Consider the following 25161-nt stretch of genomic DNA (forward strand, 5'->3'; position numbering starts at 1 on the left):
TCAATCCGATTGCAATGCAGCAGCGACCGCCGCTGCGTCGAAACGATACCTGCACAGCTCGCGCCCGTCCAGCGCAAGCACCGGCACGATCTCGTCGTACTGCGCCTCAAGCGCGGGGTCGCTGTCGACATCGACAACCGTCACCGAGAAATTCCACGCCGGACGCATCGCCTCCAACGCCGCCAGCATGTCATCGCAAAGATGACACCACTTGCGGCCGTAAAGGGTCAGCGCCGGCGCAGTCATGACACTGCGGGATTACTTGCCGGGTGCGCGCGGGCGCAGCGGCACGAACTGCGTGGCGTCACCGCGACGCACGAGAATCGGCACGAGACGCTTCGGATCCAGCGCCTTGACTACGTCCTCGAACTGCTTCGCGCTGACGATGTCGGCATCGCCCACACGCAGGATGATGTCGCCCTGCTGCAGACCCGCCCGGCCCGCCGGGCCTTCCGCCAGCTCGACCTGCACACCGCCGCGCAGCTTCAGGTCCTTCTTCTGCGCTTCGGTCAGGTCGGAGACCACCAGACCCAGCGCGTTCGGATGCGGCGTATCGGCGCTACCGCTCTGTGCCTTCGATGCCTTCGGTGCATCGGTGTCCGCTTCCGCGATCGTGATGCGCAGATCCTGATTCTTGCCCTTGCGCAGCACTTGCAGCGTGGCGGACGAACCCGGCTTCGTCTCGCCGACCATACGCGGCAGGTCCGTTGCATGATCGACGGCGCGGCCTTCGAACTTCATGATGATGTCACCCGGCTGCACGCCGGCCTTCTCGGCTGGGCTGCCCGGTTCGATGCTGCGCACGAGCGCACCCTGCGCACGCGGCAGGCCCAGCGAATCAGCCACATCCTTGCTGACCTCGCTGATCGCGACACCAATCCGGCCGCGCACCACCTTGCCGCTCTTCTTGAGCTGGTCGGCCACGCGCATGACTTCGTCGATCGGAATCGCAAACGAAATGCCCATGAAGCCGCCGGTCTGGCTGTAGATCATCGAGTTGATACCGACGACCTCGCCACGCATATTGATGAGCGGGCCGCCCGAATTGCCGGGGTTCACGGCCACGTCCGTCTGAATGAACGGCAGGTAATCGCCGGTATCGCGGCCCTTGGCCGAAACGATACCCGCCGTCACCGTGTTTTCAAGGCCGAACGGTGAACCGATGGCAACCACCCACTCGCCGACACGCAGCCTGTTGGAATCGCCTACCGGCACGGTCGGCAGATCCTTGGCGTCGACCTTGACTACGGCAACGTCTGTGCGCTTGTCTGCGCCGACCAATTTCGCCTTGAACTCGCGCTTGTCGGTGAGGGTGACGTAGATGCTGTCGGCGCCATCGACGACGTGCGCGTTGGTCAGGATGTAGCCGTCAGCCGAGACGACAAAGCCCGAACCGACACCGCTGTTCTGTTCTTCATCCGGCTGGGGCTGACCGCGTCGCGGCGTACCGCCCTTCGGACCCGGCTGCGGCAGCGGGACGCCGAAGAACCGGCGGAACAGCTCCGCCATGTCGTCGTCCACGCCAGGCGGCAGGCCACGCTGATTGCGGCTGACACGCTCGGTCGTCCGAATATTCACGACGGCCGGGCCGACGCGCTCGACGAGTTGGGTGAAATCGGGAAGATTGGTAACGAGCGGTGCGGTCGACGCCGAAGCCGGTGCGGCAAAGGCGGCAGGCGCTCCCGCCAATTGAGCGGCAATGGCGCCGCCGAGGATGACACGAAGCAGGAGGGTCTTCTTCATTGGAAGATCGTGGTGCGCGATAGTCTCGGAATCTCTGAGGACAGTCCGGCACCCGACACGGCATCGCGTCTCTTGTGCGCCTCGCTGTCCGGACCGCACCGTCGCCGGTCGCGGCCCACCCGACAGCCGGTCACTTCGCCGGCTGTTTGTACTCGATGCTGGAAGCGAACTGCTGCAATGTGGCCTGCGGCACTTCGCCGAGCAAGGTCAGCCAGAAATCGCCGTAGCGCTTGATGAGGATATTCGTCGCGCCGGCGTTACCGTGGCCTTCCTTGCGTTCCCGCGTGGCCGGCTCGATGAACACCGAAAGTCCTGCCATGCCGTCGGAATATACCACCTGCTGGACTTCCAGCGGTTTCCCGTCGACCGTTGAACGCATCGTTCGACGTACCTCACGCACCGACTTGAATCCCGGCACCTTCTTGTCGACGTCGATACTCCAGCCAGCGTCGGACAGTCGCGTGGCCGTAATCTGCGGCTTGATGACGTGCCAGCCATGCGTGGCCTGGATCGCATGCACGATACGCGCCTTCTCGCTCGGCACACCGATCGAAATCTGCGAGAACGCGGCTTGCTCGAGCAAGTGACCTTCGGCATCAAGGGTCTGGGCGCGTAACAACAGCCCCGTGTTGCGATCGGCCCACAAACGGTAGCCGAAGCGGTATTCGTCCTTCGGCGTGAGTTCGATCACCATACAGTCGAAGCCTGCCATGCGTTCATTGGGCAGCACCTTCGGTGCGTAGTAATCGAGCACGTCGCGATTGGGTGTGGCGAGCAATGCCGGGAACGAATCCTTGCTCTCTCGCTTTTCCTGGAAGACGGTCTTCTGCTCGGGAATGAGCGTGTAGACATCTTCGTTCTGACGAAGAATGCGGCGCTGACGTCCGTCGAGCGTCTCAAGTTCTTCGTACTCGTTACTCTTATCGGCGAAGTGACTGATCTTCGACGAGCGCATGGTCGAACCACGCTGGTAAACGAAGGTGCCAACGTAATTTTGCGTCTGCGCAGCACGATGGATCTTGTTGAGCCACGCGCTGACTTCACGCCGCTCGACCAACGGATCGACGGACGGCGCGGAAGCCTGTGCCCACGCTTGCGTTTGCAGCGTGGTCGCCAGCAGGAAAGCGAACAGGAAGAAAGTGCGCCCCAAGGGCGCACGCGGTAAGGATTCGATACTCAGACGCTGCATTTATTCGTCCGCTTGCGCCGAGGCTCGCATATAAGGGGATACGCTCTGGCCGATCGGTGTCGGGGCATATTGCTGATGCGCCGCCAGATACTGATCGAGACGCTCGTCGCGCAGCACGATCAGATCGTTCGGCACACCTGCGCTCGCGCCGTTGGCAGCCGTAGCAGCCTGGGGCTGCTGCGAAAGCGCTACGCGAGTGAGACTGGAGCCTCCGGCAGCCGTCGCCGGTGCAACGTTCTGAGCGAGCACCTGCGGTTGTGCGCCACCTGCCGGATGATCCTGCAGACGCGGCACCACGACCCACGACAGCGCGGCAACCGCAGCGGCGGCAGCCGCCGTCGGCAACACGCGGCGTACGCGCAGGAACGGATTGATACGAGCAACTCGCGAACCCGCCGCATTAGCACCTTGTGCGGTGACTGTCGGAGCGTCGGCCAGTGCAGCCGGGGCGAGCAAATGCGGCTCGGCGTCGAGACGTGCTGCGAAGGACGCCATAAAGGCCGACTCCGAACGCGGCAGTGTCAGTTCATCGGAACGCAGCGCGTCCCCAATCAGATGGTAGTCGCCCCACAGAGGCCGACCCAAGGCGTCAGCCTCATCCAGCAGAGCGGCCAGCTCGTCCGGATCGAATTCCCCGTCCATCAACGCGGAAATCCGCTCGGCTTGCAGCCCCCGCCGCGTTTGCACCGTCGCTGATCCCATGATATCCCCCAACGAAAATAACTTTCCCGGCGGCGCGCTCACCAGCGCTTACCGTCAGGCGTGTCCAGCAGCGGCCTGAGCCGGCTGGCAATCGCTTCACGCGCCCGGAAAATTCGCGAACGGACCGTTCCGATCGGGCACCCCATGGCTTCGGCGATCTCTTCGTAGCTCAAACCCTCGATTTCCCGCAGGGTAATTGCCGTTCGAAGCTCATCGGGCAAAGCCTCCATCGCTGTGTTGACCGTTTGAGCAATCTGCTTGCTCATCAGCATCGACTCAGGCGTGTTGATATCCCTTAGTTGATCGGCCTCGGCAAAAGTTTCAGCTTCTTCAGCGTTCGCTTCAGTCGAAGTCGGTGCACGGCGTCCCTGCGTAGCCAGGTGGTTCTTCGCCGTGTTGACAGCAATACGATACAGCCAGGTATAGAACGCCGATTCACCGCGAAACTGCGGCAAAGCCCGGTAGGCCTTGATAAAGGCCTCCTGCGTCACATCCTCAACCTCGGCGGCGTCGCGCACGAGCCGTGATACGAGGCGGATGATCTTGCGGTGATATTTCGCGACCAATAGCTCGAAGGCGGCTTTGTCGCCTTTTTGCACGCGCTCAACGAGCGCTTGGTCGATTTCTCGTTCACTCACCTGATTTGGATCCGTATTTTCTCTGGCTGCCAGGCCCTGACGGGCCCGATTGCACCACGGCAGCGTTGGCTGCCATGGCTTGGAAGTGTCTGTGACGCCGCACGCCCGGGCACACTCGCCGGAGCGTGGGTCAGCGAAACGGGACGCCGGCAAGGCGTCCCGCAAACTTAGACGCGCTGGAAGACCAGCGTGCCGTTAGTCCCGCCGAATCCAAAAGAGTTCTTCAATGCGACATCAATTTTCATGTCGCGAGCCACATTTGCGCAGTAATCCAGGTCGCAAGCGGGGTCCTGATTGAAGATATTGATCGTCGGCGGCGACTTTTGATGATAAACGGCCAGCACGGTAAACACCGACTCCAGCCCGCCCGCGCCACCCAACAGGTGACCGGTCATCGACTTGGTCGAGTTCACCACCACCGACTTTGCGGCATCGCCCATCAGGCGCTTGACCGCAACCGTCTCGGCGATATCGCCCAGCGGCGTCGACGTGCCGTGCGCATTCACATAGTTCACCTTATCGGCACTGACGCCGGCATCGCGCAGCGCGTTCGTCATCGAGCGCAGCGCACCGTCGCCGTCTTCGCACGGCGCAGTCATATGGTACGCATCAGCGCTCATGCCGAAGCCAGTCAGCTCGGCGTAGATCTTCGCGCCGCGCGCCTTGGCGTGCTCGTACTCTTCGACCATCATCACGCCGGCGCCTTCGCCCAGCACAAAGCCGTCGCGATCTCTGTCCCACGGACGGCTAGCCGTCGCCGGATCGTCGTTGCGCTCCGACAGTGCCTTCATGGCCGCAAAACCACCGATACCCAGCGGCGACACCGTCGATTCGGCACCACCGGCGAGCATCGCGTCGGCTTCGCCATACTGGATCATGCGCGCGGCCTGACCGATACAGTGCAGGCCGGTTGTGCAGGCCGTGACGATGGCAAGGTTCGGTCCCTTCAGACCGTACCTGATCGACAGATGGCCGGAGATCATGTTGATGATCGAGCCCGGCACGAAGAACGGGGAGATCTTGCGTGGCCCCCCTTCGATAAGCGCCTTATCGGTGTCTTCAATCATCGGCAAACCGCCGATCCCCGATCCGACCACTACGCCGACGCGCTCCGCGTTCGCCTCGGTGACCAGCAGGCCACTGTCCTCGAACGCCTGGATACCGGCAGCCAGCCCGTAATGGATAAACGTATCCATACGACGGGCTTCCTTGGCGGAGATGTACTTCTCGGTTTCGAAGTTTTTCACTTCTCCCGCGAAATGCACCCTATGGTTGCTCGCATCGAACTTCGTGATGTTGGCGATGCCCGAACGGCCTTCGACCAGATTTTTCCAACCCTCGGCAACAGTGTTGCCGACCGGCGAGATCAGGCCCAGACCGGTAATGACGACGCGACGACGACTCACGATACTCCCCTTCTTCTGCTGGGTCATACAAAACAAAAGCCACAGAGGCGACAGGGTCCGCCCCTGTGCTCCCTGCGGCTGAGAGGCATGCCTGGCGCCGGGAACCAGTCGGCACCCCGGCCGGCCAGGCGATCCAACGGCCCTTAGGCCTTCGAATTGCCTTGAACGTAATCGATGGCCTGTTGCACCGTGGTGATCTTTTCAGCTTCTTCGTCCGGGATTTCCGTTTCGAATTCTTCTTCCAGTGCCATCACCAGCTCAACCGTGTCGAGCGAGTCAGCGCCGAGATCGTTCACAAAGCTGGATTCGTTCTTGACGTCGGCTTCGTTCACGCCAAGTTGTTCCGCGACGATCTTCTTGACGCGTTGCTCAATGTTATCCATTCAAACCCTCCGGGGTAGTTAGTTCAGACAAGTGCGCGCATTTTAACAGGTTTGCCAAGCAAAGTTAGCCTGCGCCAAATAATGTTCAATATCGCTCAAAATTGCACAAATCAAGCACAATTTTCACGATCACACCTTAACTCATGAACATGCCACCGTTCACGTGGAGCGTCGTGCCGGTGATGTAGCCGGCCTGCGGAGACGCAAGAAATGCCACCGCATTGGCGATGTCTTCCGGTGCGCCGAGGCGCCCCAGCGGAATTCGCGTCTTAAGCGCTTCGTGCTGCGCTTCGCCCAGCGCCTTGGTCATATCGGTGTCGATAAACCCCGGCGCGACACAGTTCACAGTGATGTTTCGGCTGCCGATCTCGGCGGCCAGCGAACGGGACATACCAGCAACGCCGGCCTTGGCGGCCGCATAGTTGGCCTGACCCGGGTTACCCGCCGAGCCGACGACCGAGGTCACATTGATGATCCGGCCGCTACGCGCCTTCATCATCGGCTTGATGACAGCGCGCGAAAGCCGGAAGATCGCCTTGAGGTTCGTGTCGATCACGTCATCCCACTCGTCGTCCTTCATCCGCATGGCGAGGTTATCGCGCGTGATGCCGGCGTTGTTGACGAGGATGTCGAGCTTGCCGTACTGCTTGAGAATGTCGTCGAGCGCGGCAGCTACGCCGGCGGCGTCAGTCACATTCAGGACGATGCCCTTGCCCTTAACACCTTCTGCGGTGAAATAGTCGCTGATGCCTTGCGCGCCGGCATCGCTGGTGGCGGTGCCCACGACCGTTGCGCCCTGACGAGCGAGTTCGAGGGCGATGGCACGACCGATGCCGCGCGAGGCGCCGGTCACCAGCGCCACGAGGTTGTCGAGTTGCTTGCTCATGAGAGAAATACCCTTGCCTATTGCTTACGAGAGTTGGGCGCGCACGTCGGCGAGCGACGCCGGATCGGTGATCGCCAGCCCCGTGAGATTGCCGTCGATGCGCTTGGTCAGGCCGGTCAGCACCTTGCCTGGACCGCACTCGATCAATTGCGTCACGCCTTGCGCCGCGAGCCACTTCACCGACTCGACCCAACGCACCGGTGCCGCCGCCTGACGCACCAACGCATCCTTGATGCGTGCCACGTCGTTTTCGACAACGACATCCACGTTGTTGACGAGCGGGATCTGCGGCACGTTAAACGTCACGTTCGCCAGATACTCACGCAGACGATCCGACGCCGGCTTGAGCAGCGACGAGTGGAATGGCGCCGAGACCGGCAGCACGAGCGCACGCTTCGCACCAGCCGCCTTGGCCAGTTCGCAAGCCTTCTCCACGCCCGCCTTGGCACCGGCGATCACGACTTGCGCCGGCGCGTTGAAGTTGACGGCCTCGACCACCCCGGCTGCCGACGCTTCTGCGCAGACGTTGCGCACGGTATCGTCGTCCAACCCCAGAATGGCCGCCATGCCACCTTGACCGACGGGCACGGCTTCCTGCATGGCTTGCGCGCGAAAGCGCACGAGCGGAACAGCATCTTTGAACGCAATCACGCCGGCAGCGACCAGCGCCGTGTATTCACCCAGGCTGTGGCCTGCCACGAATGCGGGTTTGGCACCGCCCTCGGCCAGCCACGCGCGGTACATCGCGTAGGCGGCGGTGAGCATCACCGGCTGGGTATTGGTGGTGAGGTTGAGTTCTTCGGCAGGGCCAGTGGCGATCAGCTTGGCCATATCCTGCCCAAGGGCATCCGAAGCCTCGGCGAGCGTCTCGCGCACTACCGCGTTGTCCGCGAACGCGTCCAGCATGCCCACCGATTGGGACCCTTGTCCCGGGAAAACGAAAGCGAATGTCATAGCGCCTGGTTTTGCAGTCAGATTCAGAAACATTGCGGCGCATTGTCGCGCGCCTGTATGACGCACGCAGAAGCGACGCCACGCGCTGTGCCCCAAACGGAACACCCTCGAATACGCGTGACGCTCCAGCGCGCCAGGGGGGGTTACATGCGGAACAGCACTGCGCCCCATGTAAAGCCACCACCCACGCCTTCGATCATGACGTTCTGGCCCGGCTTGATACGCCCGTCGCGAACCGCGACGTCAAGCGCGAGCGGAATCGAAGCGGCAGACGTATTGCCATGCTGGTCGACGGTCACGATCATCTTCTCTTCCGAGAGCCCCAGCTTGCGGGCCGTGCTCGACATGATGCGCAGATTGGCCTGGTGCGGAATCAGCCAGTCGATCGCCGACGACGCTAATCCTGCCTTTTCGAGGGCCTCGGTGGCCACCTTTTCCAGCACTTTGACGGCCAGCTTGAACACAGCCTGGCCATCCATATAGAGGAACGCTTCGCCTTGCACTGCACCGCCGCTGACATTACCCGGCACGCACAGGATGTTCGCGTGGCTGCCGTCCGCATGCAGCGCAGTCGACAGAACGCCCGGTTCGCTCGAAGCTTGCAGCACGACAGCGCCCGCGCCGTCACCAAACAGCACGCACGTCGTACGGTCGTTGAAATCGAGAATACGCGAGAACGTTTCGGCACCGATCACGAGCACGTTGCGATACGCACCGGAGCGGATGAGGGTGTCGGCCATCGCCATGGCGTAGACGAAACCGGAGCAGACCGCCTGAATGTCGAATGCCGGGCAACCGTTTTTGATGCCGAGCTTGTGCTGCACAAGGCAGGCGGTACTCGGAAACACAAAATCGGGCGTCGACGTGGCGACCAGAATCAGATCGAGCTGGTCGGCGTTCAGCCCGGCCATGTCGAGCGCGCGCTTCGCGGCCTCCACCGCCATATCGCTGCTCGTCTGATCGGGGGCGGCGAAATGGCGCGCCTTGATACCGGTACGTGCAACGATCCACTCGTCGCTCGTCTCGATGCCGCGGGTAGCAAGCTCGTCGGCCAACTGCTGATTGGTCACGCGTCGCGCCGGCAGGTAGCTGCCGGTGCCGACGACACGGGAATAAATCGCGGACTGGGTCATCTTATGATCGGTTAGGGCGCCAAGAGCAGCCACCGGCATCAGAGCGCCGGAATGGCGCTCGCCGGCTTGTTGTCCCGGAGCTGAGTCTGATTCTCTTCCATGGCGTGCGACAGACGGTCCAGCACACCATTGCGAACTGCATCATAGCCGCGTTTGATGGCCCATTCAAACGAGTAGGCATCGGCCGAGCCGTGGCTCTTGATAACGAGCGCACGCAATCCGAGCAACGCGGCACCGTTGTAACGGCGATGATCGACGCGGTTCTTGAAGCGGGTGAGAATCGGCAGCGCAACGACAGCGATCACTTTTGTCCACCAGGTACGGGTGAATTCTTCGCGGATCATGTCACCAAGCATTTGCGCCAGGCCTTCGGAGGTCTTGAGTGCGACGTTGCCGACAAATCCGTCGCACACGACGATGTCGGTCGTGCCGCGATAGATGTCGTTGCCTTCCACGTTGCCGTAGAAGTTCAGCGTGGAGCCGCGCAGCAGCTCGCCGGCCTGCTTGATGACGTCGTTGCCTTTGATGACTTCTTCGCCGATGTTGAGCAAACCGATCGACGGGCGGTCCTTGCCATCGACCGCCGCAACGAGTGCGTGGCCCATCTCGGCGAATTGCAACAGGTGAGTCGGCTCGCAGTCCACGTTCGCGCCCAGATCGAGCATCGTGGTGTAGCCGCCCTTCTGGTTCGGCAACACGGTGGCAATGGCGGGCCGCTCGATACCCGGCAGCGTCTTGAGCACATAGCGCGAAACGGCCATCAGCGCACCGGTATTACCGGCGGACACGCACGCTTGCGCACGCGCTTCCTTGACCAGATTGAGCGCCACACGCATCGAGGAGTCTTTTTTCCTGCGCAGGGCGGTCTCGACGGAGTCGTCCATGGCGACGACTTCGCTCGCATTGACCACAGACAGGCGCGGGTGATCCGTCACACGCAGCTTCGCGAGCTGCGCGTTAATGATCTCCTGCTGTCCGACCAGCACAAGTTCGACATCGTCGGTAGATTGCACGAAGTGAACCGCGGCCGGCACCGTCACCGATGGGCCGTGATCCCCGCCCATACAATCGATCGTCAGGGTGACTGTCATGTCGACGTGATTGGCTTGCGGTACAGGTAACAAAAAAAGCGGCAGGATAAGTGCCGCTTTTGCCACATCGGACGATCAAACAGCGCCATGATGGGCGCGTTTCGCCTTGCGGGGCCGAGTTTAGTCGTTCTTGGTCTTGATGACCTTGCGACCACGGTAGAAACCGTTCGGCGTGATGTGGTGACGCAGATGCGTTTCACCCGACGTCTGCTCGACGGCGGTTGCCGGTGCGGTCAGGAAATCGTGCGAACGGTGCATGCCGCGCTTCGACGGCGACTTCTTGTTCTGTTGAACGGCCATGATAACTCCTCAAAATATCGCGAAATTTTAACACAGTTCGAGCGCCGCCCTACGGTGTCGGCCTGTCGGCCCGACCTGTGCGACTAACGCAAACATGTACTTTGGTGAGCCGGAAACCCGGCCGCACATTACTTTCCGCCCTTGTCCGGCGAGCGCTTGAGCGCTGCCAGCGCCGCGAACGGAGACGGCTTATCCTCTTCTTCGGGCTCTGGGACCGGCTCAGCCAATCCATCCTCACCCGTGGCCAGGCTCTCGTGCACACTCGGACAAACCTCATGTTTCGGCACGATCGGCAAAGCCAACAACAATTCTTCTTCGATCAGCTCACGCAAATCGAAATGTTTGGAACCCACCAGCGCCTCGAGTTCGTCTTCGTCGAGGGGGCGACCTTCCGCCTCAGCGTCATCGCGCACAATCTCGAAAGTCGTTTCCGAATCGAGCGGCTCCTGGTACGGCGTGAGGCACCGCTGGCACTCGAGCCACATCGGGCCCTGCACCGAGAGCGTCAGGAACTGGGCCACCTTGGGCTTCCCATCCGCGCGCAGCACCTGTTTTTCGGCACCTTCGGCACGCCAGTGGAATACGCCGTCTGCGCGCCCCGATGCCGAGACTTCGGCAGGCACTTCGGTTACCATGCGCGGCAACGCCGCAAGTTGCACGTCACCTTCCGCCACCCGGCCGGTACGCGCGAATTCGAACAGATCGACGATATATTCGTTCATCACGCTCATCCTTGCCTTGGCGCATCTGAGCGCATTAACGTCCCCTGCCACCCGCAGCGCCTTGATCTGACGCCATTTCCGGGCGTTCGAACCGATGTCGCGCAGACTGGCGGGACCGAGCGCCAGATTGCAAAAGCCGTGAATTCTAAATAGTTTTTCGTTTCTCGTCAAACACTTAAACCCGATGACCGCACAGCCCCTGCCACCGCTGATCCTGGCCTCCGGATCGCGCTATCGCCGTGAACTGCTCGAGCGCCTGCGCCTGCCGTTTTCGGTCGACGTCCCGGACATCGACGAAACCCCCGCCCCCGGCGAAACGCCGCATGACACCTCGCTGCGCCTGGCTCGCCAGAAGGCCGAGGCCGTCGCCGCCCGCCAGCCGGGTGCCGTCGTCATCGGCTCGGATCAGGTAGCCACCTTCGAAGGCCGGCAGATCGGCAAACCCGGCAATTTCGAGAACGCCATGGCCCAGTTGCGCGACATGCGCGGCAAGGTGGTCGAGTTTCACTCGGCCCTGTGCGTATACGACGCCCGCAGCGCTCAGAGCCAAGCTACCGACGTCGTGACACGAGTGAAGTTCCGCAACCTGCCCGACGATGTACTCGCCGCCTACCTTCACGCCGAAACGCCCTACGACTGCGCCGGCAGCGCCAAGTCCGAAGGACTCGGCATCATGCTGCTCGAAACCATCGAAAACGACGATCCGACCGCCCTTATCGGCCTGCCGCTGATCGCGTTGACAACCCTGCTGATGCACGCCGGCATCTCGCTGCCCGGCCCCGGCACGACGGGAACGTCAGCATGAGCGGCACCTTGTATCTGATCCCGAATACGCTGGGGGCGAACACCCGCGGCGGTCTGCCGGCAGTGCTCCCCGAAGAGGTTCGCGCGGTTACCGCCGGCCTGAAGTATTTCGTCGGCGAACAAGCCAAGAGCACGCGGGCATTCCTGAAGCTGGCTGGCGTGAGCACGCCGATTCAGGAAATCGATATCCGCGAGCTGAACGTCAATACGCCGGAGGCGGCCATCGATGCCCTCCTCGCACCGATTCTCGCCGGCAAAGATGGCGGCCTTGTGTCCGAAGCGGGTTGTCCGGCCGTGGCGGACCCCGGTGCGCTGCTGGTGCGGCGCGCGCACGAGAAAGGCGTGCAGGTGGTGCCGTTCGTCGGGCCGAGTTCGATTCTTCTCGCGTTGATGGCCAGCGGCCTGAACGGGCAGAGCTTCGCGTTCCATGGCTATCTGCCGACCGACCCCGCCGAGCGTGCCAAGCGGCTGCGCGAACTCGAACAGCGCTCGCGCAAGGAAAAACAGACGCAGATCTTTATTGAGACACCCTATCGCAACAAGGCCATGCTCGACGCCCTGCTACAGAATTGCGACGCCTCCACCCTGCTTTGCGTAGCCGTCGATGTCACGCAGGAGGCCGAGCAGATCGTGACCCATCGAATCAAGGGATGGCCTCAGACGAGCATCGACCTGCACAAACGGCCAGCGATTTTTCTGTTTTTAGGCCAGTAGCGCCCAACATCCCACGCAAAAATCACAAACCCCACGGAAATCTGACTTTCCGTGGGGTTTTGTCTTTTCGCACGCCGCCAGCGTTACTTCAACGACAGGGTCGAGCCCATCATCATCGTTTTCATGGCCGCCGTGCCAAGGGCCGCGCCGAAGCGCCGCGCCACACGCTCGGGCAGGTTCTCCTTGACGGTGTAGTCGACGAGATCGGGGGCCTTGAGCACGTCGCGGGCGACCGAGTCGACCGTTCCGAGACCGTCTGCCAGCCCGAGTTCAATGGAACGCTGGCCAGTCCAGAACAAACCACTGAACAGGTCCGGGTCATCCTTCAGGCGATTGCCGCGCCCCTTCTTTACGGCACCGATGAACTGCTGATGAACCTGCTCCAGCATGTCGAGGGCATACGTCTTTTGCTGATCGTTCTGCGGCGAGAACGGATCGAGGATGCCTTTATTACGGCCGGCCGTCAGCAAGCGCCGCTCGATCCCGAGCTTGTCCATCAGCCCGGTGAAGCCGAAACCGTCCATCAGCACGCCAATGGAGCCGACAATACTCGCCTTGTCGACGTAAATCTTGTCGGCCGCCGCTGCGACGTAATAGCCGCCCGAGGCGCAAATCTCCTCGACTACGACATAAAGCGGCTTCTTCGGGTATTTCGCCCGCAGCCGCGCGATGTCGTCGTAGATCATGCCGGCCTGAACGGGGCTGCCGCCCGGACTATTGATACGCAGGATCACCCCTGCGGCCGACGAATCTTCGAAAGCCGACTCGAGCGCCGTGTTGATTTTCTGGGCACTCGCCTGACCGTCGGGCGAAATTTCACCGCTCAATGTCACGAGTGCCGTGTGCTTGCCTGAGCTTGCACCGACCGACGTCGTGCCGCCATCGAAATCAAAGATCGACCAGACGATAAGCGCGAGGATCGCCAGCAGCGACAACCGGAAGAATATCTTCCAGCGACGTGCTGCGCGTTGCTCGCGAATGCCGGCCATCAACACCTTTTCCAGCATTTCGCGCTCCCACGGCTTCACCTCATGGGGATCGCGCGCGGCACCGCCGCCAGACGGCGGACGCCCGCCTGGCAGCGGGAAACCGGGTTCGGTGCGGGACGAATCGGGCGGCAGGGAGTCGGCCATACGTTATCCAGAGAACTTGGGTAAAAGGCGAAAGATGCGATCGGCATCGGGATGCTGCGCTGTCAGGGCGCCGAGGACTCCGGCGCCTCGATGTACGCATCAGGCCACCAGACAACGGTCGTATGAACATCGCCGCCCCCGTCCTGCATGGCGGGCCGCTCTTCGACACGCACGGGCTGCAAGGCGCCACCACGGCACGGGCCGCCGACGCAGTGCCCGGTATCGGGTTCATACGTCGCGCCGTGCGTCGCGCACATCAAGTATAAGCCGGACGCCTCGAAGAACTGCCCCTCCGACCAGTCGAGTTCCATCGGCACATGCGCGCACTGATTGAGATAGCCGTAGACCTGCCCGCCGTACCGAACGACGAACGCAGGCGTACGGCGACCGCAGACGAGCACCTCGAAACGCACACCTCGACCGCCGTCCTCAAGTACGGAGCCCGGACAAATCGGCAGCGGCACCGGCTCGCTCACACGCGCTCCAGCAGCCAGTCGCGCAGCTCGATCACGCTCCCCGCGCAATACGCGGGCTCCAGCGCCACCAGTTGTTCGCGCGGATGTGCCCCGCCGTAAGCTACGGCTACGCCCGCCGTTCCGGCGCTACGCGCCATCTGTAGATCGTGCGTGGTGTCACCGATCATGACCGTGCGGCTAAGGTCCTGACCGAGCTCACGCGTGAGTTCCTGCAGCATCGCCGGATGCGGCTTCGAAAATGTCTCATCGGCACAACGGGTCGCATCGAACATCCGCATCAGGCCCGCGGCCTCAAGCGCGCGATTCAGGCCGACACGCGACTTGCCCGTCGCCACGGCGAGGAAACGCCCCCGCGAACGCAATTCGTCGAGCAGTTCGCGAATGCCGGGAAACAGCACGGTCTCCTTGTCGCCTATCAAATAGTGAAAGCGATAGCGCTCCGACAAACGCGGGTAGTGGGCCGGGTCGAGAGACGGCACGGCCATTTGCAGCGCATCGCGCAGACCAAGGCCGATCACGTGACTCGCCACCTCATCGGACGGCACAGGCAGCCCCAGATCGCGGCAGGCCGCCTGGATGCAACGGGTAATCGTGGGCGTCGAGTCCATCAACGTCCCATCCCAGTCGAAAACGACCAGGTCAAACTCAGGGCTTGGCATCGGCGGAAGCGCCTCGAAGTTGATTCAGGAATTGCTCACATTCTGGCGGTAACGCTGCCTGCAACGCAATTGGCGTGTCCAACACAGGGTGAGTGAACTTCAGCCGCCATGCATGCAGGAACATCCGCTTGATTCCGGGCCGGGCACCGGGACGGGCGAGTGTCTTGTTCAGCGTAAAGTCGCCGTACTTGTCGTCGCCGACAATCGGCGTACCGCAATGCGCCAGGTGAACTCGGATCTGATGGGTTCGCCCCGTTTTCAGTTCCGCTTCCAGTAACGTATAAGGCGGCAGAGATTCCACCATGCGAAATACGGTATGCGAGACCTGCCCGTCTTCCTGCACGCGCACGCGGCGCTCTCCTTCCGCCGTCACGTACTTATACAGCGGTGCCTTGACCGCACGTTGGCGATCGCGCCATTCGCCTGTGACACACGCCAGATAACGCTTGTCCATCCGGTTGTGGCGAATCTGCTCGTGCATGCCGACAAGCGCCGCCCGCTTTTTTGCGAGCAGCAGAATGCCGGACGTTTCACGGTCCAGACGGTGCACCAGTTCGAGAAACTTCAGGTGCGGCAACGCCCGGCGCAACTGCTCGATAACGCCGAACGACACCCCGCTGCCGCCATGCACGGCAACGCCGGCGGGCTTGTCGATCGCCATCAGGTAATCGTCTTCGAACAGCACCGGGAAGGTGGCGGCGGGAACATGGGCCGGGATTTCGGCGGCAGGCACCGCGACGCGAACAGGCGGAATTCTGACAATATCGCCAAGAACGAGTCGATAGGAAGCGTCTATACGCCCTTTATTTACGCGCACTTCACCACTACGCAATATGCGATAAACGTGGCTTTTCGGGACGCCTTTGCATTCGCGCAGGAGGAAATTATCGATTCGCTGGCCGGCCGAGCCGTCGTCAACCTCGACGAGCCGAACCTGCGGCGTGGGTGCCGGCGAAACCATTTTCTGCCGACTTTTGCCTAACTCATTCATTATGAATATAATTTGCCCAACAGAGGTGGCGGTAGCGGGAATCATGCCAAATCCCCACCTCTGTCGGTGCATACCCCAAAACGGTATTTTACTTGCACCCCGGGCAGGCTGCTCGTCCGGTGACCCTGGAGCAGCGAGCGCACGCACGTCACGCAGCGTCGGCAGGAAGTGGGCCCATAGGCCGCTTCGGTCGCAGCGCGCGGGACGCGGATAGAGTTGGTGGTTATAGAATTTTTTGGCGATCAGCCCGGGCTCCATTGCCCGAGCTGATCGCTTTGTGAATATTGTTCGCGCACATAGTCATAGTGAGGCGCCGTCACAAGAAGAATAAGTGTCGGCAGGCGCCCCGAGAAAATGCTGATGAAATTTCTCGTCCAGTTTCTCCTGGTAAGGACTGCAAGCCCGAAGTGATCTGCGCTGGGCCGGAATTTTCCGGTGTCTCGGCGGTTCCGGGTGAGCGCGATAACGTATTTGCAGGCGCCTTTGCGTCCGTGGGCCTCATCGCCCGGACCCCCCGGCAATTCTTCCACTCCCGGCTCGAACCTCGCGTGTTGGATAACTCGAGTGATACGTGCCCGACGCACTGCGCATTGGCAACTGCGGCGGGTGGGAGTCGTTTTCATGAAACGCATGTTGTTCAACGCCACGCAGCAGGAAGAACTGCGCGTGGCAATTGTCGATGGGCAGAAACTCATCGACATCGATATCGAGACGGCCGGCCGCGAACAACGCAAAGGCAATATCTACAAGGGTGTCATCACCCGTATCGAACCCTCTCTCGAAGCCTGCTTCGTCAACTACGGTGAGGGCCGCCACGGCTTCCTGCCGTTCAAGGAAGTCGCCCGCGCGTACTTCCGCGAAGGTGCCGATGTGCGCAATGCGCGCATTCAGGACGCCCTCTCAGAAGGCCAGGAACTCATCGTTCAGGTCGAAAAGGAAGAGCGTGGCAACAAGGGCGCAGCCCTCACTACGTTCATTTCGCTGGCAGGCCGTTACCTCGTGCTGATGCCGAACAACCCGCGTGGCGGTGGCGTGTCGCGCCGCATCGAGGGCGAAGACCGTCAGGAACTGCGCGAAACGATGGCGCAGCTCGAACTGCCGGAAGGCATGAGCATCATCGCCCGCACCGCAGGCATCGGCCGCTCGGCCGAAGAACTGCAGTGGGACCTGAACTATCTGCTGCAACTCTGGCACGCCGTCGAAAGCGCCGCCGCCAACATCGAACTGCCACGCGACTCGGCGCTGATCTATCTCGAGTCGAGCCTCGTCATTCGCGCCATCCGCGACTACTTCCAGCCTGACATCGGTGAAATTCTCATCGATACGGAAGAAATTGCCGAACAGGCACGTAACTTCATGCAAGTGGTCATGCCCGATCACCTGAACCGCGTGAAGCAGTATCGCGACGATGTGCCGCTGTTCTCGCGTTTCCAGATCGAACATCAGATCGAAACGGCGTATTCGCGTCAGGTGCCGCTGCCCTCGGGTGGCGCGATCGTGATCGATCACACCGAAGCGCTGGTCTCGATCGACGTCAACTCGGCGCGCGCCACCAAGGGTGCCGACATCGAGGAAACGGCCCTTCGCACCAACCTGGAAGCTGCCGACGAAGTTGCGCGCCAGTTGCGTCTGCGCGACCTGGGTGGCCTGATCGTGATCGACTTCATCGACATGGAGTCTGCCAAGAGCCAGCGCGAAGTCGAACAACGGGTGAAGGACGCGCTCAAGCACGACCGTGCCCGCGTCCAGATGGGCAAGATCTCGCGTTTCGGCCTGATGGAACTGTCGCGTCAGCGCCTGCGTCCGTCGCTCTCGGAAGGCACGCACGTGACCTGCCCGCGCTGCAACGGCACCGGCCACATCCGTGACGCCGAATCGTCGTCGCTGCAAGTCCTGCGCATCATCCAGGAAGAGGCCATGAAGGAGCACACGGCAGCTATCCACTGCCAGGTGCCGGTCGAGGTCTCCGCCTTCCTGCTCAACGAAAAGCGTCAGGAAATCAACAAGATCGAAGCGCGCTTCAAGGTTGGCGTGCTGCTGATCCCGAACAAGCATCTCGAAACGCCGCATTACAAGCTCGAACGCCTGCGCTTCGACGATCCGCGTCTGGATGCGCCGAAGGCCAGCTACGCGCTCGCCGAGGAAGCCGCGCGTGCACTGGAAGACGATCCGGCGGGTTACAGCAAGAAGAAGGAAGACGTGCGTCCGCGCCAGGAAGCCGCCGTCAAGGGCATTACGCCCGAGCAACCGGCGCCCGCCGCGCAACCGCGTCCGGAACCTGTCGCTGCCACGGCACCGGCCGCCGCCGCCCCCGCGCGCAGCGGTGGTTTCATCGGCTTCGTCAAGCGCCTGCTGGGTCTTGAGCCGGCCGCACCGACACCGGTCAAGGCCGAAGAGCCAGCCAAGCCGACCGCACGCCCGCCGCGTGAGCGTCATGACCGTCCGCATCAGCAGAACCGCAATCGTCGTGGCAATGCCCGCGACGACAACAAGTCGGGCAAGGACAACGCGGGTCAACCGGCACGCGAGGCCCGTGAAGGTCGCGGCGCACGTCCGGAACGTGCAGAACGTGCCGAGCGTGGTGAACGCAACGAGCGTAACGAACGTGGTGACCGCAATGAGCGTCAGGAGGGTCGTGACAAGCGTGAGCGCGACGATGCCCAGCGTCAGCCGGCACAGGACGTGCGCACCGAAGAGGGTCGTGAGTCGCGCGAAGGCCGCGAGCGCGGTAGCCGCCGTGACCGCAACGAGCGCCGCGAACGTCGTCAGCCGGAAGGCACGGATGGCCAGCAAGCGGCACCGCAACGTGTTGCACAAGCTGCCGCACCGCTCGTCGCCGAGCATGAAGACCTCGAGCAGGATCGTCTGACGGCGCAAGTCGAAGACGGTGCAACGGTCTCGGCAGGCGAAGAAGGCGAGCAAGGCGGTGAGGAGCGTCGTCGCAGCCGTCGTCGCGGCCGCCGCGGCGGTCGTCGTGAGCGCGAAGCCAACGAGCAGCAACAGCATGCCGACGGCGAACACGCCGAAGGCTCGACGTCTGAAGGTATCGAAGGCGTTCGCGCCCCGATGCTGACGGACGAAGCCAGCGAAAACGCAGCGACCGATGCACTGGTCCGCGCGGCAGCACCGGCAATCCCGGCGAGCATCGCGGCCGCGCCGGCACCTGCCGAGCAAGTCGAACCGACGCCCGCCCCGGTGCAGGTTCACGCCGAACAAGCGGAAGCCCCGGCTGCCGCAGCACCGGCCGCAACGCCGGAAGTCCCGGTCCATGTGATCGCCGAGCCGATCGCCCCGGTCAATGCAGCACCGCTGCCCGCCGCAGAAGTGGCCGCCGCGCCGGTGGTTCCGCCGGTTAACGCACCGCTGCCCGCCGCAACGCCGAGCCCGGCTCAGCCCACGGTTCCCGCCGAGGCATTGACCGAAATCGCCGCCACGGCAGCCACGGCCAACGCCCCGGCAGACGTTAGCCCCGCGCCGACGGCACCTGTCGAAGCCGCTGCACCGGCCACGCCGGTGGAGATGGTCGAAACGGTAAAGCCGGTGCAAGCCGCGCCGGTCGCGCCGATCGCGCCGGAAGCCGCTGCGGTTGTTACGGAAGTCGTGACGCGGCAACCGGCTCCTGCGGCCGTCGCGCCGGCGCTGGAACGCGGCGCACTGGAATCGACGCTGGCAAGCGCCGGTCTCGTCTGGGTCCACACGGACGCCGACAAGCACCGCGCCGCCAAGGAAGCCGCAGCGCAAACGGCACCGGCACCGCAAGTGCGGCGCGAGCGCCGTCCGGCCACGCCGGTCAACAGCGGCCCGATGGAGCAGGTGGAAACACGCACCCCGTCGGATCATGTGGCATAACGTGTGCCGCGTATCACGTTCGGGCGGCTCGCGCCTCATGGCAAGGCGCCGCCCAACGTGATGTGACACATCAGAAAAGGAGGCTTCGGCCTCCTTTTTTGCTGATGGGGATTGCCTTTCTCCCGCAACTCCGCGTTGTCCCGACTTGTGCCTTCCCGGCCCTGCCCGTATCTTGTGACGTCGTACGGGCTTGACGTCCCCAATGAACGCTCTGGTACCGATATCCAATGTCCGAATGGCTGGCATCGGCGGCCAACGAGCCAATTCGTTAGAATGGGGACGCAAGCTAAGGCCCCACCATGACTGAAACGATCATCCGACTCACCGATCTGCGTAGCGACGCGCGGTATGCGACGCACTCCCCGCAGGTTCCCGCACAAGTGCGCGCAGCCACCGGCCATCTCGAAGATGCGCTGGCACGGCCGTTGCACGACCTGCGCATCTCGGTGACCGATCGTTGCAACTTCCGCTGCGTGTATTGCATGCCGAAGGACGTGTTCGACAAGGACTACACCTTCCTTCCGCACGCTTCCCTGCTGTCTTTCGAAGAAATCGAGCGTGCCGCGCGCCTGTTTGTTGACCATGGTGTCGAGAAGCTGCGTCTGACCGGTGGCGAACCGCTGCTGCGCAAGCACATCGAGCGTCTGATCGAGATGCTGGCTCGCCTGCGCACCCCGTCGGGCAAACCGCTCGACATCACGCTCACGACCAATGGGTCGCTGCTCGCGCGCCGGGCACAATCGCTCAAGGACGCGGGACTCACGCGGGTGACCGTCAGCCTGGACAGTCTCGACGATACGATCTTCCGGCAAATGAACGATGTCGACTTCCCGGTCGCCAACGTGCTTGAAGGCATCGCGCAAGCGCAGCACGTCGGACTCGGCCCGGTGAAAGTCAATATGGTCGTCAAACGCGGCACCAACGACACCGAAATCGTGCCCATGGCGCGGCATTTCCACGGCAGCGGCGTGGTGTTGCGTTTCATCGAGTACATGGATGTGGGCACATCGAACGGCTGGCGCATGGACGACGTGCTGCCGTCGGCAAGCGTCATCGCCCGAGTCGACGAAGCCCTGCCGGTCGAGCCGCTCGAACCGAATTACCCCGGCGAGACCGCGCAGCGCTGGCGATATCGCGATGGCGGCGGCGAAGTTGGTGTCATTTCGTCGGTCACGCGCGCTTTTTGCGGCACTTGTTCCCGGGCACGCCTGTCTACGGAAGGCAAGTTGTACCTGTGTCTGTTCGCCAGCGCCGGGTACGACTTGCGCACGTTGCTGCGCAACGGCGCGAGCGACGCGCAGATCTCGACCGTCATCGGCGACATCTGGCGGGGTCGCACCGACCGGTACTCAGCATTACGTACGGCGGCCACCGGCCTGCCCGAAAACACACCACCGAAAGTGGAGATGTCCTACATCGGCGGTTAAACGTCCAGGGCATCGCCCGTTCGGTCATCCGCACGCTTTCGAACTATCGAATTCCTTCTCGACTCATGATTCCTCTTGCCCCGGACGCTCACCACGTTCGAGACTCTCTGCTGGCCCCCCAACGCACGTCACATCTTGGCGTACGTCTCCAGGCCCGGCGTCTGATCGTCGCAGGTCTGAGCACCCTGACGTTGCTGCTGAGCGCTTTTGCACCATCGGTCGCGCGAGCCGATTGCGACCCATCCGATCGCGACATTGCGAACCATTTGATGACCTACAGCGGTCAGCTTGGCGAGCGCAATCCGTTGCGGCTGGTGTTGCGCCCCACATCGGGCGGCAAACTCGAAGGCCGCTATGCCAACGCCTCGTCGCAAAGCGATACGTATCTCACGGGGAAACTGGAAGCCAAGTCTCGCCTGCATCTGACCGAATTTGACGCGGGCGGCATGCCGCGCGCCACTTTCGAAGGCGAGTTCTCCTCCAGCGACGACGTCAATCGCCAACGCGGTGCGTCCCCCGCCTGCGAGGCCATTTCCGGTCAATGGAAGGATCTGCGCACCGGCCGGTCGATGCCGTTCGAACTGACGCTCTCGAGCATCCAGAGCGGCAAGATCGGCCATCTCTACGGCATTGCTGGCGTGAGCGACGATGAAACCGTCAACCGGGCGGCGACACAGTTCCGCAAAGGCGTACTCGACGACCGTCGCGATGTCGTCGCACAATTGATCCGTTATCCGCTGCACGTGTCGCTGCGCGGCAAGACATTGATCCTTCGGAACCCGAAGTCGCTGCTCGCGCGTTATAACGAAATCTTCACCGACAGTTACGTTCGCACCATTGGCGCTGCGGTACCTCGGTTGATGTTCGCCCGCGATCAGGGCGTGATGCTGGGTGACGGCGCTGTCTGGTTCGATGCAAACGGCCGCGTCATCGGGCTGAACCGATCCTAGGAAATCACCTCGCGCCCACGGAGCAGGAACCCACGTCCATGACCGCCACGCCGATTCCCCGCAATGCCATCACCGGCCTGATTCTTGCAGGCGGACGCGGGCAACGCATGGGCGGGCGTGACAAGGGTTTGCAGATTTTCGGCGGCCGGCCGCTTGCCGCACATGCCGTCGAACGGCTGCAACCGCAGGTCGGGACGTTACTCATCAGCGCAAATCGGAATCGCGATGCCTATGCGGACCTCGGCGCGGCAGTCATCAGCGACGAGACCCAGGACTTCGCGGGACCGCTCGCCGGCATGCTGGCCGGACTGCGGGCCGCGCGTACGGACTACGTTCTCACCGCACCATGCGACGCCCCCTATCTTCCCCTGGACCTCGGCGAACGACTGACCGCTGCGCTAAGCGCGTCGCACTCCGGTGCAGCCACGCCATCACTGGCCGCGTATGCCGCCACCGCGCAGGGCCCACATCCGGTATTCGCCCTTTTGCACCGCTCGCTGGCAGACGATCTGGCTGCCACACTGGCGGCCGGAGAGCATCGCGTGCGAGCGTGGCTGGCACGCCACAAGGCCGTACAAGTTCACTTCGGCGACGAGCGTCCGTTTTACAATGTCAACACGCTGGACGACCTCCATACCGATACACCGCGCGCCCCTGACAAATCCGGGCACTGACGCGGTCAGATCCGTCGCCACCGCTTTTACGGGATTCATGCCGGATACGTGCCGGATGACGACGCCACACCGATGACAACACTAGACGACGCCTTGGCCGGCTTGCCGGACTACGACCCCAACGACATGCCGGTCGAATTGGCGCGTGCCATCATTGTGCGCACCGCGCGTCCGGTGTCGGCCATCGAGCAGGTCGCCGTACGCAGTGCACTGGGCCGCGTACTCGGGCGCGATGTCATTTCGCCGCTCGACGTCCCCGCTTTCGACAATGCCGCCATGGATGGTTATGCCTTCGCCGGCAGCGCGCTGGCCGCTGGCGGCGAGGTGCGCCTGCGCGTGGCAGGCCGCTCTTTCGCCGGCCATCCGTTCGATGGCGTGGCGGCACCGGGGGAATGCGTGCGCATCATGACCGGTGCGCTGTTGCCCGCCGGATGCGACACCGTCATTCCTCAGGAACAGGTACGTCGCGAAGGCGACACCGAAGTTATCTCCTTTGCAGCCAATGCCGTCACCGCTGGTCGCCATGTGCGCCATGTCGGTGAAGATCTGAGCACAGGCCATGCGGCGTTGCATGCCGGCAAACGTCTGCGCCCGGCGGCCCTCGGGCTGCTCGCGTCGCTGGGGATTGCCGAAGTGCCCGTACGCCGTCGCATTCGCGTGGCGTTCTTCTCGACGGGCGACGAACTCCGCTCTGTCGGCGAACCGCTCGCACCGGGCAATCTGTACGACAGCAACCGCTACACGCTCTTTGGCATGCTGCAACGGCTGGGTGTCGAAGTGCTCGATCTGGGTGTGGTACGGGACGATCCGCAGGCGATTGAAGACACGCTGCGCACCGCTTGCCGCGAGGCCGATGCCGTCATTACGTCAGGCGGGGTCTCCGTCGGCGAAGCCGATTTCACGCGCGAGATGATGACGCGCCTTGGCAACGTGGTGTTCTGGAAGATGGCGATGCGCCCGGGCCGCCCGTTCGCTTTCGGCGAACTCGAGAGCGACGGTCAACGCGCGCTGCTCTTCGGGCTGCCGGGTAATCCGGCAGCCGTGATGGCGTCGTTCTATCACCTGGTTCGCGATGGTCTGTTCGCACTGATGGGGGCCGAGCCGCAAGCCACACCGAGCTTGCCCGTACCAACGACAACGGCCATTGCCAAACGTCCCGGCCGCACCGACTTCCTGCGCGGTATTCTCGCCGCCGACGCACAGGGCCGCTGGCAGGTCACGGTCGCCGATGCGCAAAGCGCCGGCATTCTGCGCACGATGAGCGAAGCCAACTGCTTCGTCGCGCTGGGCGCCGCACGCGGCGACGTGGCGGCAGGCGAACTGGTCGACGTCATTGTGTTCGACGGACTGGTTTAGCGCGAACACCGCTCCCGATACCCAAAAACCGAAGCAACGAAATAGCACTATATCGCCGGCGTTGGCGCTTCGACGATGACGGCAACAAACCAAAAGCACACACGTCAATGACAACGAAAAAACAGATCACCTACATCAGTCCCGGCCAGACGGCCAAAGCGCTGGTGCTGGTCTATCTCACTTTCAGTATTCCGCTGGTGCTGCTCGCCTTCCTGGCGGCATTCATCCGCTATGGCGACCTGCCGGGCCTCGCGTTCATTTCGGCGCTGATCCTCAACGCCATCGTCGGCTTCGTGCTGCTCTGGATCGCCTGTCACGCCTACAACTGGGTGGCTGAACGATTTGGCGGCATCGAAGTCGCGCTGAGCGACGTCCCCGAAGAAGAATACTGATTCTCGCACCTGCGGTGGCTGACATTCGGCGTATTTTGCCGGAGACAGCCCCGCCTCTCATTCTTTTGCTCCCATGTCCCTGACCCTGCGTGCAGCCACCGCCGATGATGTCGGCGCGATCTACCACCTGATGCGCGAACTGGCTGTCTACGAGAAGTTGCTCGATATTTTCGAAGCCACGCCTGATAGCGTGCACGAAGCGTTGTTTGGGAACGCTCCGGCGGCTGAGTGCCTTATGGCGGAATGGGACGGCAATGCGGTCGGCTACGCACTGTACTTCCACAACTTCTCGACGTTTCTCGGCCGGCGCGGTCTGTACCTCGAAGACGTCTACGTACAGCCATCCGTACGCGGCAAAGGTGTAGGACAGGCGTTGCTACGCCAACTCGCCCGCATTGCCGTAGAACGGCAATGCGGACGCTTCGAATGGACGGTACTCGACTGGAATCAGCCAGCTATCGACTTCTACGCGTCGCAAGGCGCGACGGTGTTGCCCGATTGGCGCGTGGTGCGCATGACGGGCGAGGCGCTCGACCGTTTCGCCAAGGGCGGCGAATAAGCATCTCGGCCGCCGCCGGCGTGAGCGCTC

26 protein-coding genes are annotated in these 25161 nt (G+C 62.6%); 9 read left to right on the forward strand and 17 right to left on the reverse strand.

Translation table 11 applies throughout. The features are described from left to right. The 13 genes from C266_RS23675 to C266_RS23735 form a co-directional block, all read right to left on the reverse strand. On the reverse strand, positions 1-246 hold the full coding sequence (locus C266_RS23675) for a glutaredoxin family protein (RefSeq protein WP_010805226.1): 246 nt from the start codon (positions 244-246) through the stop codon (positions 1-3). A gap of 12 nt (positions 247-258) precedes the next feature. Continuing rightward, complete coding sequence (locus C266_RS23680) at positions 259-1743, reverse strand: DegQ family serine endoprotease (protein WP_010805227.1); 1485 nt, start codon at positions 1741-1743, stop codon at positions 259-261. A gap of 130 nt (positions 1744-1873) precedes the next feature. Beyond that, positions 1874-2932: a MucB/RseB C-terminal domain-containing protein gene (locus tag C266_RS23685; RefSeq protein WP_010805228.1), complete on the reverse strand. Its 1059-nt coding sequence runs from the start codon at positions 2930-2932 to the stop codon at positions 1874-1876. Beyond that, positions 2933-3634 carry a sigma-E factor negative regulatory protein gene (locus C266_RS23690; protein WP_010805229.1) on the reverse strand — a complete coding sequence of 234 codons (702 nt, stop codon included), beginning with the start codon at positions 3632-3634 and terminating at the stop codon, positions 2933-2935. Positions 3635-3672: 38 nt separating this feature from the next. Beyond that, positions 3673-4272, reverse strand: a complete 600-nt coding sequence (gene rpoE / locus C266_RS23695; RefSeq protein ID WP_010805230.1) for an RNA polymerase sigma factor RpoE — start codon at positions 4270-4272, stop codon at positions 3673-3675. Positions 4273-4439: 167 nt separating this feature from the next. Continuing rightward, a complete protein-coding gene (fabF, locus tag C266_RS23700) occupies positions 4440-5678 on the reverse strand; it encodes a beta-ketoacyl-ACP synthase II (protein WP_010805231.1) in 1239 nt (412 codons plus the stop codon). Between the two features lie 143 nt (positions 5679-5821). Then, the gene (acpP, locus tag C266_RS23705; RefSeq protein ID WP_010805232.1) at positions 5822-6061 is read right to left on the reverse strand and encodes an acyl carrier protein; all 240 of its coding nucleotides are present in this window, start codon (positions 6059-6061) and stop codon (positions 5822-5824) included. Between the two features lie 136 nt (positions 6062-6197). Further along, on the reverse strand, positions 6198-6947 hold the full coding sequence (fabG, locus tag C266_RS23710) for a 3-oxoacyl-ACP reductase FabG (protein WP_010805233.1): 750 nt from the start codon (positions 6945-6947) through the stop codon (positions 6198-6200). A 24-nt stretch (positions 6948-6971) separates the two neighbouring features. Beyond that, positions 6972-7901: an ACP S-malonyltransferase gene (gene fabD / locus C266_RS23715; protein WP_010805234.1), complete on the reverse strand. Its 930-nt coding sequence runs from the start codon at positions 7899-7901 to the stop codon at positions 6972-6974. A gap of 143 nt (positions 7902-8044) precedes the next feature. Continuing rightward, positions 8045-9034, reverse strand: a complete 990-nt coding sequence (locus tag C266_RS23720) for a beta-ketoacyl-ACP synthase III (RefSeq protein WP_010805235.1) — start codon at positions 9032-9034, stop codon at positions 8045-8047. 38 nt (positions 9035-9072) lie between these two features. Then, a complete protein-coding gene (plsX, locus tag C266_RS23725) occupies positions 9073-10125 on the reverse strand; it encodes a phosphate acyltransferase PlsX (RefSeq protein WP_051126555.1) in 1053 nt (350 codons plus the stop codon). A 120-nt stretch (positions 10126-10245) separates the two neighbouring features. Beyond that, positions 10246-10425 (reverse strand): 50S ribosomal protein L32, encoded by a 180-nt coding sequence (rpmF, locus tag C266_RS23730; RefSeq protein ID WP_010805237.1) that lies wholly within the window; start codon positions 10423-10425, stop codon positions 10246-10248. A gap of 128 nt (positions 10426-10553) precedes the next feature. Further along, positions 10554-11156 carry a DUF177 domain-containing protein gene (locus C266_RS23735; RefSeq protein WP_010805238.1) on the reverse strand — a complete coding sequence of 201 codons (603 nt, stop codon included), beginning with the start codon at positions 11154-11156 and terminating at the stop codon, positions 10554-10556. 175 nt (positions 11157-11331) lie between these two features. Here C266_RS23735 and C266_RS23740 point away from each other — a divergent pair, with 175 nt between their 5' ends. Then, entirely contained in the window at positions 11332-11952 is a 621-nt protein-coding gene (locus tag C266_RS23740) for a Maf-like protein (RefSeq protein ID WP_010805239.1), read from the forward strand. Further along, a complete protein-coding gene (locus C266_RS23745; RefSeq protein ID WP_010805240.1) occupies positions 11949-12665 on the forward strand; it encodes an SAM-dependent methyltransferase in 717 nt (238 codons plus the stop codon). Before C266_RS23740 ends, C266_RS23745 begins: the two co-directional genes overlap by 4 nt. Positions 12666-12748: 83 nt before the next feature. On the opposite strand, the gene C266_RS23750 is transcribed toward C266_RS23745, so the two are convergent. From C266_RS23750 to C266_RS23765, 4 genes are all read right to left on the reverse strand, one after another. Further along, positions 12749-13798 carry a S49 family peptidase gene (locus C266_RS23750; protein WP_010805241.1) on the reverse strand — a complete coding sequence of 350 codons (1050 nt, stop codon included), beginning with the start codon at positions 13796-13798 and terminating at the stop codon, positions 12749-12751. 62 nt (positions 13799-13860) lie between these two features. Next, positions 13861-14274 carry a Rieske 2Fe-2S domain-containing protein gene (locus C266_RS23755; protein WP_010805242.1) on the reverse strand — a complete coding sequence of 138 codons (414 nt, stop codon included), beginning with the start codon at positions 14272-14274 and terminating at the stop codon, positions 13861-13863. Then, positions 14271-14933, reverse strand: coding sequence for an HAD family hydrolase (locus tag C266_RS23760; protein ID WP_010805243.1), 663 nt, complete (start codon positions 14931-14933; stop codon positions 14271-14273). The genes C266_RS23755 and C266_RS23760 overlap by 4 nt, the downstream gene beginning before the upstream one ends. Further along, the gene (locus C266_RS23765) at positions 14920-15924 is read right to left on the reverse strand and encodes an RluA family pseudouridine synthase (RefSeq protein ID WP_036664299.1); all 1005 of its coding nucleotides are present in this window, start codon (positions 15922-15924) and stop codon (positions 14920-14922) included. Before C266_RS23765 ends, C266_RS23760 begins: the two co-directional genes overlap by 14 nt. A gap of 621 nt (positions 15925-16545) precedes the next feature. Here C266_RS23765 and C266_RS23770 point away from each other — a divergent pair. From C266_RS23770 to C266_RS23800, 7 genes are all read left to right on the forward strand, one after another. After that, the gene (locus tag C266_RS23770; protein WP_010805245.1) at positions 16546-19773 is read left to right on the forward strand and encodes an Rne/Rng family ribonuclease; all 3228 of its coding nucleotides are present in this window, start codon (positions 16546-16548) and stop codon (positions 19771-19773) included. Between the two features lie 299 nt (positions 19774-20072). Next, the gene (gene moaA / locus C266_RS23775; protein WP_010805246.1) at positions 20073-21200 is read left to right on the forward strand and encodes a GTP 3',8-cyclase MoaA; all 1128 of its coding nucleotides are present in this window, start codon (positions 20073-20075) and stop codon (positions 21198-21200) included. A gap of 65 nt (positions 21201-21265) precedes the next feature. Then, on the forward strand, positions 21266-22150 hold the full coding sequence (locus C266_RS23780) for a hypothetical protein (protein ID WP_144265914.1): 885 nt from the start codon (positions 21266-21268) through the stop codon (positions 22148-22150). 38 nt (positions 22151-22188) lie between these two features. Then, positions 22189-22824 (forward strand): molybdenum cofactor guanylyltransferase MobA, encoded by a 636-nt coding sequence (mobA, locus tag C266_RS23785; protein WP_010805248.1) that lies wholly within the window; start codon positions 22189-22191, stop codon positions 22822-22824. Between the two features lie 72 nt (positions 22825-22896). Continuing rightward, entirely contained in the window at positions 22897-24180 is a 1284-nt protein-coding gene (gene glp / locus C266_RS23790; RefSeq protein WP_010805249.1) for a gephyrin-like molybdotransferase Glp, read from the forward strand. 107 nt (positions 24181-24287) lie between these two features. Then, positions 24288-24572: a hypothetical protein gene (locus C266_RS23795; protein ID WP_010805250.1), complete on the forward strand. Its 285-nt coding sequence runs from the start codon at positions 24288-24290 to the stop codon at positions 24570-24572. A gap of 73 nt (positions 24573-24645) precedes the next feature. Then, the gene (locus C266_RS23800) at positions 24646-25131 is read left to right on the forward strand and encodes a GNAT family N-acetyltransferase (protein ID WP_010805251.1); all 486 of its coding nucleotides are present in this window, start codon (positions 24646-24648) and stop codon (positions 25129-25131) included. Positions 25132-25161 lie beyond the last annotated feature (30 nt).

This window comes from Pandoraea sp. SD6-2 (assembly GCF_000389825.1).
Lineage (GTDB): Bacteria > Pseudomonadota > Gammaproteobacteria > Burkholderiales > Burkholderiaceae > Pandoraea > Pandoraea communis.

What these genes read in the sequence shown, in the direction of transcription:
- C266_RS23675 (WP_010805226.1), bottom strand. Translation starts at nt 246, where the DNA reads ATGACTGCGCCGGCGCTGACCCTTTACGGCCGCAAGTGGTGTCATCTT.
- C266_RS23680 (WP_010805227.1), bottom strand. Translation starts at nt 1,743, where the DNA reads ATGAAGAAGACCCTCCTGCTTCGTGTCATCCTCGGCGGCGCCATTGCC.
- C266_RS23685 (WP_010805228.1), bottom strand. Translation starts at nt 2,932, where the DNA reads ATGCAGCGTCTGAGTATCGAATCCTTACCGCGTGCGCCCTTGGGGCGC.
- C266_RS23690 (WP_010805229.1), bottom strand. Translation starts at nt 3,634, where the DNA reads ATGGGATCAGCGACGGTGCAAACGCGGCGGGGGCTGCAAGCCGAGCGG.
- acpP (WP_010805232.1), bottom strand. Translation starts at nt 6,061, where the DNA reads ATGGATAACATTGAGCAACGCGTCAAGAAGATCGTCGCGGAACAACTT.
- fabG (WP_010805233.1), bottom strand. Translation starts at nt 6,947, where the DNA reads ATGAGCAAGCAACTCGACAACCTCGTGGCGCTGGTGACCGGCGCCTCG.
- fabD (WP_010805234.1), bottom strand. Translation starts at nt 7,901, where the DNA reads ATGACATTCGCTTTCGTTTTCCCGGGACAAGGGTCCCAATCGGTGGGC.
- C266_RS23720 (WP_010805235.1), bottom strand. Translation starts at nt 9,034, where the DNA reads ATGACCCAGTCCGCGATTTATTCCCGTGTCGTCGGCACCGGCAGCTAC.
- plsX (WP_051126555.1), bottom strand. Translation starts at nt 10,125, where the DNA reads ATGACAGTCACCCTGACGATCGATTGTATGGGCGGGGATCACGGCCCA.
- rpmF (WP_010805237.1), bottom strand. Translation starts at nt 10,425, where the DNA reads ATGGCCGTTCAACAGAACAAGAAGTCGCCGTCGAAGCGCGGCATGCAC.
- C266_RS23735 (WP_010805238.1), bottom strand. Translation starts at nt 11,156, where the DNA reads ATGAGCGTGATGAACGAATATATCGTCGATCTGTTCGAATTCGCGCGT.
- C266_RS23740 (WP_010805239.1), top strand. Translation starts at nt 11,332, where the DNA reads ATGACCGCACAGCCCCTGCCACCGCTGATCCTGGCCTCCGGATCGCGC.
- C266_RS23745 (WP_010805240.1), top strand. Translation starts at nt 11,949, where the DNA reads ATGAGCGGCACCTTGTATCTGATCCCGAATACGCTGGGGGCGAACACC.
- C266_RS23750 (WP_010805241.1), bottom strand. Translation starts at nt 13,798, where the DNA reads ATGGCCGACTCCCTGCCGCCCGATTCGTCCCGCACCGAACCCGGTTTC.
- C266_RS23760 (WP_010805243.1), bottom strand. Translation starts at nt 14,933, where the DNA reads ATGCCAAGCCCTGAGTTTGACCTGGTCGTTTTCGACTGGGATGGGACG.
- C266_RS23765 (WP_036664299.1), bottom strand. Translation starts at nt 15,924, where the DNA reads ATGAATGAGTTAGGCAAAAGTCGGCAGAAAATGGTTTCGCCGGCACCC.
- C266_RS23770 (WP_010805245.1), top strand. Translation starts at nt 16,546, where the DNA reads ATGAAACGCATGTTGTTCAACGCCACGCAGCAGGAAGAACTGCGCGTG.
- moaA (WP_010805246.1), top strand. Translation starts at nt 20,073, where the DNA reads ATGACTGAAACGATCATCCGACTCACCGATCTGCGTAGCGACGCGCGG.
- C266_RS23780 (WP_144265914.1), top strand. Translation starts at nt 21,266, where the DNA reads ATGATTCCTCTTGCCCCGGACGCTCACCACGTTCGAGACTCTCTGCTG.
- mobA (WP_010805248.1), top strand. Translation starts at nt 22,189, where the DNA reads ATGACCGCCACGCCGATTCCCCGCAATGCCATCACCGGCCTGATTCTT.
- glp (WP_010805249.1), top strand. Translation starts at nt 22,897, where the DNA reads ATGACAACACTAGACGACGCCTTGGCCGGCTTGCCGGACTACGACCCC.
- C266_RS23795 (WP_010805250.1), top strand. Translation starts at nt 24,288, where the DNA reads ATGACAACGAAAAAACAGATCACCTACATCAGTCCCGGCCAGACGGCC.
- C266_RS23800 (WP_010805251.1), top strand. Translation starts at nt 24,646, where the DNA reads ATGTCCCTGACCCTGCGTGCAGCCACCGCCGATGATGTCGGCGCGATC.